We start from the raw sequence: 11522 nt of genomic DNA on the forward strand, positions 1-11522 counted from the left end.
CGGCACGCTCCTTGTTCAGTAAATCAATGACAGAATTTATGTTGCCATTGATATTTATTAAGGCTAGCGAAGGAAAATGAATATGTCTGTTTGGCAAGCTTCATGGCACTGATAGCCAATGCAAAGATCCACCGTGTAATCATCATGCAGGCTGGCAGGTGGGTAACGCATCGAAAAGGCGCGATAACGCCTGCTGACCATGAGCACCACGTGTGATGCGTTGCCACCAATCCTGATGTACCGCCCGAACATGCACCGAAATTTCTCTCACACCTAGTACCTGCGCCATAGCAAGGCGGTGTAGGCCCTTGTTTATCTTGACGATGTAACCCTCTCGGTTGATCGCTATACCTACTCGATCCTTGCCCTGGCTTTCATCGAATCCGAAGCACGCCATATCTTCCATGTAAAATAGATAAACATGGATATAGGCCAGCACCCTTTCAGGAGTGTCGAGGAGAATGCCTTTGTGGTGTGAACGATAGGGACGGCCTTGCTTTATTTTTTTCAGCTGACGCTGATAGAAATCACTATGCTCGGGATTGAGCCGGTGACGCCAGATATCATCGATAAAGACATAGCGTGAGCTGGTGCGAATATCATGCTTTCGCTGGTCCCAATCACCTTTCCATAAAAATTGATTGGAAAATTTGCGGCGCTCAATTTTGTCGGGAAATGAAATCGATGTAATAAGCCGATTGGGATCAAGGCGCAGGTTGAGTTTATCTCCACCGTAAGACTCCACGCTGCGACGTGGCAGACCCATGCTTTCTATGCGCTGGCTGCGAGGCGCCTGCCTTAACCAACGCCTGAACAACCGTTCTTCTATGGGCTGGCCAATCGCAGTCTTGAATGACTCACGAACAAGGTACTGCAGCCGGGCACGCGTCATCGACCAACGCAAGCTAGGGTCATATAGAGGCGGATAGACACTTTCGCCCTCAGCAGTCTTAAGTGTTTGCTTAGAAGGTAGCGTGTAGGCCACGCTCTGATTCAGGCGAGCAATGAGCCGTGGCGAAAGCAGAGATGCTGGGAGTCTCTCCACGAGCGTAGCTAGGGCATGTCCATCACGTATTTGCCTTCCAGGCGTATTGCTTTCCATGTCACTCGTGATAGAAGCGACTATTGATGCATGGTTATCTGTACGGGGGGATATCGAAGATAGTAACGCCGCTTCCACTGCCTGGGTCGTTTTCTCAAGTGCCTTTAGCTGATTGTAAAGCCGGCTTGCCAGTATGCCGTAGAGCCAATCACGAGCATTGGTGTTATCAGATGGGTAGCGATACGCGTTGTTCCAAGCAAGGAGTAACGCGTCATGAACGACATCCTCGCTATGCTCGGAATTCTCAAGCATACATTGCACGACAGCCAGCATATTGGCTGCTTCCGCGCTATAAAGTGCTTGGAAGGCCTTCACATCACCGTGCGCACATGCGCACAACATAGGGGCATAATCATTGGATGACAGTGCCATGCTATCTCCTACCAGCTCAGCGGGCCACGCGCAGGTGTGAAAGTTAGGAGACTAACATGAAACGCTGTTTTTTAATAAATCTTTAAGTCATATATTGTGCCGAATCCAACCGTTCAGTTAACGTTGAAGCGTTGCGTGAATTCGATGGCCGTAGGCTGACGTTCAGCGGTAGGACGTACCATGATTTGCACATGCATAGGCATGTTCTCTCGGAAGGTGAAGGTGGAGAGCTGGTAAACATTACCCTTCATGCGAACCGTTTCAAAAAGTAATGGCTTGGCCTCTCCGCCCTCTGGAGTAACGGTGCCATTGATATCGGCTTCCGGAGTACAGTACGCACCATTATTGTCATTGCGCCGCACGCTGATAGTAATAAGCGCTGTGTTACGACTACGGATGATGTTAAGTTCCCGCGCATCGTCAGCATCAAGGGCATGAGTGGTCATAGCTTGATAATAAGCCTGATAGCCATCCCCTAAATCAGTATTTTCAGCATAGGCTGGCATACAGAGCAGCGCTCCTAGTGCTGCTTGGGCTAACCATGACCCGTAACGTGTCATGCGAAGTGCACCTCATCTCATATTTATTTTTAAGTACGTCACCGTTTAACACGGAAAATTGCGACTTGACCGAAAAAGTTGGGCCAGCGTCTGGAGCTCCAGTGGCCTTCATGCTCACCGTTGCCAACGGCGCGGTCGATAATTGAATGCCCCTGATCACGACAGAGTTGTTCAAAATCTCTAAACGTGGATAAATGAATGTTCGGTGTGTCATACCAGGCATGCGGCAAAGCCTTGGAAACGGGCATCCTGCCCTTAAATCCCAGATAAGCGCGGTGACGCCAATATGCGAAATTCGGAAAGGCGATAATGCATTCCTGTGCAACACGAAGCATTTCATCCAACATGCGATCTGGCCGGCGCAAGACTTGGAGCGCCTGAGTCATGATGACTAAATCAAAGGTATTGTCGGCAATGTTGGCCAAACCTTGGTCGAGATCCTGCTCTATAACATTGATGCCTTTTTCGAGACAGGTTGTAATATCAGCCTGATTGATTTCAAGACCGTATCCAGTGACATCTTTATCGCGTGCCAATGCATCAAGCAAGGTACCGTCACCACAGCCAAGGTCGAGCACGCGAGCCCCTTGGGGGATCCAGTTATGAATCAACGCTAGATCGGCACGCATTACTCAGCCTCCCGTTCGATATCGCGAAATACACGGTTCATGAAGCCACTCAGCGCGGCATCGTAGCGTTCATTGGACAGCAGAAAGGCATCGTGGCCATGGGGCGAATCAATGTTGGCGTAGCTGACATTCTTTCCAGCCAGAATAAGCGCATCGACCAACTCCTTTGAGCGAGCTGGTGCAAAACGCCAATCGGTAGTGAAGCTGATCACCAAAAAGCGACAGGTGGCGGGGTGCAATGCACGGACCAGATCACCATCATGTTCGCCGGCGGGGTCGAAATAATCGAGCGCCTTGGTCATGAGCAGGTAGGTATTGGCATCAAAGCGCGTCGAGAAAGCATCGCCTTGGTAACGCAGATAGGACTCAACCTCGAATTCGACGTCATAGCCAAAGTTCAGGCTATCAGTGCGCAGATCGCGCCCAAACTTGGCACCCATCGAGTGTTCCGAGAGATACGTGATGTGGCCAACCATTCGGGCAAGCTTGAGGCCGCGTTTCGGTAGGGTATCGAACTCGGCGTACCATCCTTCCTGAAAATCGGGGTCAGAACGGATGGCCTGACGTGCCACCTCATTAAAAGCGATGTTCTGTGCTGAAAGCTTTGATGTGGCCGCAATAATCGCGGCATTGGCGAGCCGATCAGGATACGACAATGACCATTGCAGGACCTGCATGCCGCCTAAACTGCCTCCGATGACAGCAGCGAAACGCTCGATACCAAGCTGGTCAGCCAGGCGTGCCTGACTGTTCACCCAGTCAGCTACCGTCATCAGCGGAAAATCAGGGCCCCAGATACGGCCTGTCTCAGGGTTGATACTTGAAGGCCCTGTGCTGCCGTGGCAACCGCCAAGGTTATTTATGGCTATGACGAAGAAACGCCGCGTATCGATGGGTTTACCTGGGCCAATGTGGGCATCCCACCAGCCAGGTTTGCGATCTTCCAGATGATGATAGCCTGCCGCATGGTGGTGACCGGAAAGGGCGTGGCAGACCAACACGGCATTACTGCGTGCATCGTTTAGTTCACCATAGGTTTCATAAACGAGATCATACGCCGGAAGATGTTTGCCACAGGCAAGTTCAAGCGGTGTGTCGAAATGCGCCCGCTGGGGCGTCACCAGTCCGACCGAAGCGGAAGGCAGGGTGTCGGGCATCGTGTATTCAGTTCCAGTGTGCAAAATCAGAGTTGCCATCAACGATAAACGGTATCGCGATGTCAGTAGCGCGTGGGGTGGGAATGTAGCACATTGGCGAGATCAAGGTGAGTTGGGAACTGCCATGCTTGAGCACATGGCAGTTTGTTATTAGAAGCCGACCAAAGCACCAATGGGCCCAGCAGCGCGCACTAATGCCCCGACGACATACGCGTCAAGTATATTAATGAGCAGGAATACCACGATAGGAGATAGATCAATCATGCCTAGCGGCGGAATGACGCGTCGCACGGGTGACATGACCGGCTCAGTGATTTGATAAACCAGTAAAGCGCCGGGATGGTTGGCCTGGGGCGCTACCCAGCTCAGAATAATCATGATGATCATGGCAAAGAAGTAGATCTTTAAGATGGCATTGGCAACGCCTGCCAGGGCCGCGATCAACAGATTGCCGATGGGCGGCATACCGTAGCCGATAATAGCCAGAACGATGATGATGCCCACTGCCTTGATGATCAACGCCACGACTAATGTCGCGATATCAATCGGCCCCACCGGGCGCAGCAGCTTTTGTAATGGATTGACCAGTGGCGATGTTGCTTTAACGATGGCTTGGGACAGCGGATTGTAATAATCCGCACGCGAGCAATGCAGCAAAAAGCGCAGCATCAGTACGAAAAGATAAAGATTGATCAGGGTATTGATCAGCATTACCCCGATATTACCTAAGTTGGACCCCATGCATACTCTCCATTATCACGTCAGCCGTCGAGTAAACTACTCAATACGCACGGCAAACGTTAAGTTGATGTTCAATTCTTGCCAAGCTCTGCGGCCAAGGCGCGTGCGCGTTTAGCGCAGGCGTGTGTCGCATCATCGAATATCGGCTTGATGCCGGCTTTTTCGAAGCTTGCGATTGCTTGCTCGGTAGTTCCACCCGGTGACATGACTTGGCGTTTCAGTTCTGCTGGCGTCAATTCGCTTTCAGCGGCCATCTTGGCGGCGCCAAATGCGGTATGAATCGCTAGCCGTCGAGCGCTTTGAAGATCAAGGCCACGTTTAACTCCCGCTTCTTCCAGCGCCTCGATCATCAGGAAGAAGTAGGCCGGCCCGCTACCGGATACGGCAGTGACCGCATCGATCAGCGCTTCCTCTTCTACCCATTCTACCAGCCCTACTGTGCCGAGCAGGGTTGACGCCAAATCGCGCTGAGCATCGCTGACATCAGCCGTGGCGTAAAGGCCGGATGCACCAGCGCCTACCAATGAAGGGGTATTAGGCATGCAGCGAATGATGGGGAGATTGCCGCCGAGCCAGCGTCCAAGTGCTTCACATTCTATCCCTGCAGCAACAGAAATGATGAGAGGGCGGCTGATTTGTATCGCTTCAGCCAGTGCAAGACAAACCTCACGCATTTTTTGCGGCTTGACCGCAAGCACCACAACATCTGCATCAACGACTGCAGCAGCATTATCCGTGGTGATGTTAATGCCGTAGCGAGCCTTGAGCGTATCCAGATGTTCAGGACGTGTTGCGGTGGCAGTGATGGCTTCGGCGCGATAGCCCTTGTCGATCATGCCGCCGAAAATGGCACTTGCCATATTGCCGGCACCGATGAAGGTCAGTTGGCTAGGCATACATCAATCCTTTTGTGCGGGAGTGTTGGGCTGCTGAGAATAGTCACGTGCGCCAAAGATGGCCGTTCCCAGACGTATCAAGGTGGCGCCTTCTTCAATCGCGGCCTCGAAATCATTGCTCATACCCATAGAGAGCGTATCGAGCTTAAGTGTGGGATAGCGCGCCTGCAGTTGTTCAAGCAGTTCGCGTAGGGCACGGAAGGGCTTTCGCTGTTCGTCGTGATCTTCCATTGGTGTGGGAATAGCCATCAAGCCACGCAATCTGAGATTAGGCAGCGCTACGACGTGTTCGACAAGAGCATCTAACGCCTCGGGAGAAACGCCGGACTTTGTAGGCTCTGCGCTGATATTGACCTGCAGGCAGACATTGAGCGGTCCCAATGTTTGCGGACGTTGATCATTGAGCCGCGTCGCGATCTTGGCCCGCTCGATGGTATGTACCCAGCTGAAGTGCTCGGCAACCGATCGAGTCTTGTTCGACTGCAAAGGGCCAATGAAGTGCCAGACGATATCAAGGTCAGCTAGCGCATGCTGCTTGTCGAGCGCCTCCTGAACATAATTTTCTCCGAAGTGGCGCTGGCCAGCTTGAAATGCCTCACGAATCAGTGCGGCAGGCTTGGTCTTGCTGACCGCCAGCAGCCGCGCGTCATCATGATTACGGCCGGCACGTTGCAATGCACATTCAAGCTGACGCCGGGCGGCGACGATACTGTCTGTAATCGTTGTGTCGAGCTTTTTCGCTTCAGGCATAAGACCCGTAACACCCTATAGGGACGAGGGAACGCATGGATATTACCGAACTGCTGGCGTTTACAGCAAAGCAGAAGGCTTCCGATCTTCATTTATCGGCCAATCTGCCGCCCTTGATCCGAGTCGATGGTGATATACGGCGGCTCAATGTGCCGTCTCTTGATGATAAGACTGTACGGTCATTGCTTAACGACATCATGACAGATCGTCAACGCCGTGATTTTGAGGCCGAACTGGAGGCTGACTTTTCCTTTGCACTGCCAGGTGTAGCGCGCTTTCGCGTCAATATCTTTACTCAGGACCGCGGCGCAGCCGCAGTATTTAGAACGATTCCAAGTGAGGTGCCCAGTCTTGAGGCGCTAGGCTTCGGTGAAGTATTTCGCCGCCTTGCTTCCGTGCCGCGTGGCTTGGTGCTGGTGACCGGTGCAACGGGATCAGGCAAGAGCACAACGCTGGCGGCGATGCTCGATTACATCAATACGATGCGGCATGACCACATTCTGACGATTGAAGACCCGATCGAGTTTGTGCACGACGCCAAGCGTAGCTTGATCAATCAGCGCGAGGTGGGACGCGATACCCGCACGGTGACTGCTGCCCTGCGTTCGGCATTGCGTGAAGACCCGGACGTGATCATGGTCGGTGAAATGCGTGATCTGGAAACTATACGGCTGGCTCTGACCGCCGCTGAAACAGGGCATCTCGTCTTCGGAACGCTGCATACCACATCGGCCGCCAAGACCGTCAACAGGATCGTCGACGTGTTTCCGGGCGATGAAAAGGCCATGGTGCGCTCAATGCTGTCTGAATCATTGCAAGGAGTGGTATCGCAAACATTGCTCAAGAAAGTGAACGGTGGGCGTGTTGCGGCGCATGAAATATTGATTGCGACGCCGGCCATTCGCAATCTGATTCGTGAGGATAAGGTGGCGCAGATTTACTCGGCCATTCAGACCGGCGGTGCGCTGGGGATGCAGACGCTCGAGCATGCTCTGACTCGACTGCATGCAGAGGGCCTCGTCATTCGCAGTGAAGCCCAGAGTCAGGGAGGCCAGAATGTTTAAAGAAAGGATGATTGGCGTGTGGAATGTCAGTACTGCCTGTAACGCCTGGCCGAGGGATAAGTCGTGACGGCTCTGGAGGGGCTTCATCATCTGCTTCATGCGATGATCGACAGGCTGGCTTCTGACCTGTTTCTTTCCCCGGGGGCGCCGCCGTGTCTCAAGGTGGATGGCAAGATGATCGCGTTAGGAGAGGCGCGGCTTGAGGTTGCCCAAGTACGTGAGCTGGTATTGGCGGCAATGAGCGAAGAGCAGCGGGTGCGTTTTGAGACCGAGCGAGAAGCCAATTTCGCGCTCAGTCTAACCGGCAAGGGGCGTTTTCGTATCAGTGCTTTTTATCAGCGCAGCCAGATGGCCATGGTGGTACGTCGCATTGAGGTGTCCGTGCCGCAGTTGGCGAGCCTGGGTCTGCCGGATGCCCTGGCGCGGCTTATGCGTCTTAAGAATGGCCTGGTGCTGGTCGTGGGCGGAACAGGAAGCGGTAAATCGACTACACTTGCCGCGATGATCCAGGAGCGCAATGAAACATGCGGTGGGCATATCATCTGTATTGAGGATCCCATCGAATTTGTTCATCCGCATCACCAGGGCATCGTGAATCAACGTGAAGTAGGCATCGACACCGAGTCTTTCGAAGTCGCGCTCAAGAACACGCTGCGTCAGGCCCCCGATGTCATCATGATCGGCGAGATTCGTACTCGTGAAACCATGGAGTACGCGTTGGCCTTTGCCGAAACGGGGCATTTATGTCTGGCGACATTGCATGCCAACAATGCCAATCAGGCGCTGGATCGCATCATTCATTTCTTTCCCGCAGAACGGCATGAACAGGTGTGGATGGACTTGTCACTGAACCTGCGAGCCATCATTGCGCAGCGGCTGCTGCCCTATCGTAATGGCGCAGGGCGAGCAGTTGCTGCCGAGCTGTTGCTACGCTCGCCGCTGGTAGTGGATCTGCTGCGGACAGGACGTGTAGATGAATTGAAAGAAGTGATGAAACGCTCCACCCAGCAAGGTATGCAGACCTTCGACCAGGCGCTTTGTCAGCTCTGCCGTCGTGGCATTATTCATGAAGATGTAGCGCTGTCACATGCCGATTCGGCCAATGATCTGCGGCTGATGATCAAATTTGATCGGCCCTCATCGGCTGACGGCGATGAGGGCCTCAACAATGCAGCTAGCCGCTTCTCGCTACAGGATGATGATGATTTTACTTAGGGCGAGTAGACACCGCCTAACATTCTTGGCCCCGTGGCACCGGTGACGGTCGCTATATTGCCTGGCCGTTGCTCTAAGCGCCGCCAGGCAAGCCATGCAAAGGCGCCCGCTTCAAGCCAGTCCGGCGACCAGCCAAACGAATCACAGGCTACCAAGTGCATAGGCGATAAACGCTGGGCTATGCGTTTTTGTAAATCCAGGTTATGCGCACCTCCGCCACAGGGAATTACCTTGACGTTTTCCATATTCACATCACTAGGTAATGTTTGACGGGCTCCCATTGCCACGCTGGCGGCAGTCAGTTCAGCCAGCGTAGCTTGAACATCGACCGGAGAGGCGTCGTATCCTGCAAGTTGTCGTTCTAGCCAAGGCATATTGAATGTTTCTCGGCCGGTACTCTTAGGTGGGGGGAGGCGAAAGAAAGGTTCCGCCATCATCTGCATCAAGAGCTGCTCATTGACCCTCCCCGTGCTTGCCCAGTGGCCATCGGCGTCAAAATGCCCCTCATGATGACGACTATACCAGCCATCCAATAGCGCATTGGCAGGGCCAGTATCGAAACCGATGATAGGAGAGTGAGTAGTGTGTGGAGGTAGCAGCGTCAGGTTGGCAAAGCCACCGAGATTGAGTGCCACACGCCACTCGCGATCATCTTGGAAAAGTTCGACATGAAAACCCGGTGCCAACGGTGCGCCTTGCCCGCCAGCTGCAAGGTCACGACGTCGAAAGTCACCAACGATCGTGCATTGAGTCAATTCGGCAAGCAGACTGGGATTGTCGAGCTGGCAGGTATAGGCGGGCGTATCGTACGGGCGATGCTCGATAGTCTGACCGTGACTGCCGATGGCAGCAACAGCCTTGGGAGTTAATCCTGTTTGGGCCAGGAGCTGATTTACCGCTTCAGCCTGTAAATGACAGAAATCATGCTCGGCTTGAGCAAGTGTATCAAAGCGTACAGAGTCAGCGTGGCTGATCGACAGAAGTGTCTGTCGTAACCGTGAAGGCATCACAATGCCTAAAGCGTTAAGCAGCTTAGGACGGTGACCATGCTCACAGCGCACCAGCGCCGCGTCGATACCGTCGAGACTGGTGCCGGACATTAAGCCAATGAATAAGGGCATTGAAGCGCTACTCCTGTACAGCCATGAATCGCTTTTTGCGCACGTGTTATCATGCGCCCACTTTATCCTGTTAAGACTTGATTCTCACAGCCCGTTTATTGGGGAGATACGAAGAAATGACTGATGTCGCCGAGGCGCTAGCGCTGATCAAGCGAGGTGTGCATGAGATTTTGGTAGAGGAAGAGCTGGAACGTAAGCTTGCTTCGGGGCGAAAACTCAAGATTAAGGCAGGTTTTGACCCCACTGCTCCGGATCTACATCTCGGCCATACGGTGCTGATTAATAAATTGCGCCAATTTCAAGATTTAGGGCATGAAGTATTATTTCTGATCGGCGATTTCACGGGGCGTATCGGCGATCCGACTGGCAAGAACGTGACACGCAAGCCGCTGACAGAAGAGGATGTTAAAGCCAACGCCAAGACGTATCAGGAACAGGTGTTCAAGATCCTTGATCCACAAAAAACGCGCGTTGTCTTCAATGCCGATTGGATGGCGAAGCTATCAGCATCCGATATGATCCAGCTGGCTGCGCAATCAACCGTAGCGCGCATGCTTGAGCGTGACGATTTTGAAAAGCGTTATAAAGGCGGTCAAGCTATCTCCATTCATGAATTTCTGTACCCGTTAATCCAGGGCTATGACTCGGTTGCGCTTGAAGCCGATATCGAACTTGGCGGGACTGATCAGAAATTCAACCTGCTGATGGGGCGTGAGCTGCAAAAGCATTTTGGACAGGAGCCACAGGTAGTCATCACCATGCCCATCCTTGAAGGATTAGATGGTGTACAGAAAATGTCCAAATCACTAGGGAACTACGTGGGGATCAATGATCGTCCTGGTGAGATGTTCAATAAAATCGTCTCTATGCCCGACAGCCTGATGTGGCGCTACTTCGAACTGCTGTCACTGCGCCCCATCGAAGAAGTGCGTGAGTTGATGGAGAAAGTTGAAGCTGGCGCTAATCCGCGTGATATCAAGATGGAATTGGCTCGGGAACTGGTGGCACGTTTTCATGATGAAGACGCCGCAGCCAATGCTCATCGCTCAAGCGGTAATCAGTTGGCGGAAGGGGAGTTGCCCGAAGATCTTCCAGAAGTTGAGGTACAGTTCGAAGCCCAAAGCGATGTACCGATTGCATCGGTCCTGAACCGAGCTGGTCTGGCTAATAACAGCGCACAAGCCAAGGACATGCTCGGCAATGGGCGTGTCAGGGTTGATGGTGAAGTCATCGATAAGGAAGCGCGCCTGGCTGTTGGTCACGTTTATGTGATCCAGGCAGGGAAAAAGCGATACGCGCGGGTCAAGTTGGTGCCGTGAATTTCATACAAATATTATAAATGAAAACTCATTGGCTGGTTGCTTTACGTTTTCTTAGTAACTCGGATACGTTTTGTAGAAGAAATAGCGTGTCGTTACAAAAGTACAAACCAAAAACTTAGACAGATGCGCTACATATGCATTAAGGTGTTTATACGTTGAGGCGAAACGGTGCAGGACGCACATTTGCTTTCCCAGGATGGGAGCCTCGGCGGGAATCTCGCCTCCCGCGATGCTGCAAGGACGCAGCGTAAAAGGGTTAGGAAGACTCTTGCATAAGAGATGGTCTACATGTCTTTTGTGCCGCGAGGCGAGATTTTGCTTTTTGGTATGCGCTTTCTCTAAATTTTATAATTCTCCTGTTTGTAGCTGCTTCCCTAAGCATCTCTCTTGCTTCTCTTACTCGTCATATACTCGTCATACATTTTATTCGGTCGGCTTCGAAATTAATGCTTGCGCTCCATTATCTTGGCGCGTAAAGTACGCATCCGCTGCCGGGGACGAGTCCTTCGGGTCGGTGGCGGAGGAAGCGCAAGACATTGATTCTGTTTGGAAAATTCTTCGGAATGGCTTGACAGGATCGGTAAAGAGAGTAG

Annotated in this window: 11 protein-coding genes; 3 read left to right on the plus strand and 8 right to left on the minus strand. The window is 52.6% G+C overall.

All coding sequences use genetic code 11. From position 1 onward, the window contains the following. Positions 1 to 142 precede the first annotated feature (142 nt). The 7 genes from C3Z11_RS01885 to C3Z11_RS01915 form a co-directional block, all read right to left on the minus strand. On the minus strand, positions 143 to 1474 hold the full coding sequence (locus tag C3Z11_RS01885; RefSeq protein WP_106475840.1) for a sigma factor: 1332 nt from the start codon (positions 1472 to 1474) through the stop codon (positions 143 to 145). A gap of 113 nt (positions 1475 to 1587) precedes the next feature. Then, on the minus strand, positions 1588 to 1980 hold the full coding sequence (locus C3Z11_RS01890; RefSeq protein ID WP_158700895.1) for a DUF4426 domain-containing protein: 393 nt from the start codon (positions 1978 to 1980) through the stop codon (positions 1588 to 1590). 92 nt (positions 1981 to 2072) lie between these two features. Further along, on the minus strand, positions 2073 to 2663 hold the full coding sequence (gene metW / locus C3Z11_RS01895; RefSeq protein ID WP_106475842.1) for a methionine biosynthesis protein MetW: 591 nt from the start codon (positions 2661 to 2663) through the stop codon (positions 2073 to 2075). Continuing rightward, positions 2663 to 3820 (minus strand): homoserine O-succinyltransferase MetX, encoded by a 1158-nt coding sequence (gene metX, locus C3Z11_RS01900; protein ID WP_106475843.1) that lies wholly within the window; start codon positions 3818 to 3820, stop codon positions 2663 to 2665. The genes metW and metX overlap by 1 nt, the downstream gene beginning before the upstream one ends. A gap of 150 nt (positions 3821 to 3970) precedes the next feature. Further along, positions 3971 to 4561 carry a YggT family protein gene (locus C3Z11_RS01905; RefSeq protein ID WP_106475844.1) on the minus strand — a complete coding sequence of 197 codons (591 nt, stop codon included), beginning with the start codon at positions 4559 to 4561 and terminating at the stop codon, positions 3971 to 3973. Positions 4562 to 4632: 71 nt separating this feature from the next. Next, positions 4633 to 5457, minus strand: a complete 825-nt coding sequence (proC, locus tag C3Z11_RS01910) for a pyrroline-5-carboxylate reductase (RefSeq protein ID WP_106475845.1) — start codon at positions 5455 to 5457, stop codon at positions 4633 to 4635. A gap of 3 nt (positions 5458 to 5460) precedes the next feature. Continuing rightward, positions 5461 to 6207: a YggS family pyridoxal phosphate-dependent enzyme gene (locus C3Z11_RS01915; protein WP_106475846.1), complete on the minus strand. Its 747-nt coding sequence runs from the start codon at positions 6205 to 6207 to the stop codon at positions 5461 to 5463. Positions 6208 to 6242: 35 nt separating this feature from the next. Here C3Z11_RS01915 and C3Z11_RS01920 point away from each other — a divergent pair, with 35 nt between their 5' ends. Together C3Z11_RS01920 and C3Z11_RS01925 are read left to right on the plus strand one after the other, a co-directional pair. After that, on the plus strand, positions 6243 to 7271 hold the full coding sequence (locus C3Z11_RS01920) for a type IV pilus twitching motility protein PilT (protein ID WP_106475847.1): 1029 nt from the start codon (positions 6243 to 6245) through the stop codon (positions 7269 to 7271). Positions 7272 to 7334: 63 nt separating this feature from the next. After that, a complete protein-coding gene (locus tag C3Z11_RS01925) occupies positions 7335 to 8486 on the plus strand; it encodes a PilT/PilU family type 4a pilus ATPase (RefSeq protein ID WP_106475848.1) in 1152 nt (383 codons plus the stop codon). Here the strand turns inward: C3Z11_RS01925 and C3Z11_RS01930 are convergent. Beyond that, positions 8483 to 9607 (minus strand): anhydro-N-acetylmuramic acid kinase, encoded by a 1125-nt coding sequence (locus tag C3Z11_RS01930; protein ID WP_106475849.1) that lies wholly within the window; start codon positions 9605 to 9607, stop codon positions 8483 to 8485. The genes C3Z11_RS01925 and C3Z11_RS01930 overlap by 4 nt on opposite strands. Positions 9608 to 9723: 116 nt before the next feature. Between C3Z11_RS01930 and tyrS the strand changes: the two genes are divergently transcribed. Next, a complete protein-coding gene (gene tyrS / locus C3Z11_RS01935; protein WP_106475850.1) occupies positions 9724 to 10926 on the plus strand; it encodes a tyrosine--tRNA ligase in 1203 nt (400 codons plus the stop codon). Positions 10927 to 11522: the final 596 nt, after the last annotated feature.

This window comes from Phytohalomonas tamaricis, assembly GCF_003012345.1.
Classification (GTDB): domain Bacteria; phylum Pseudomonadota; class Gammaproteobacteria; order Pseudomonadales; family Halomonadaceae; genus Phytohalomonas; species Phytohalomonas tamaricis.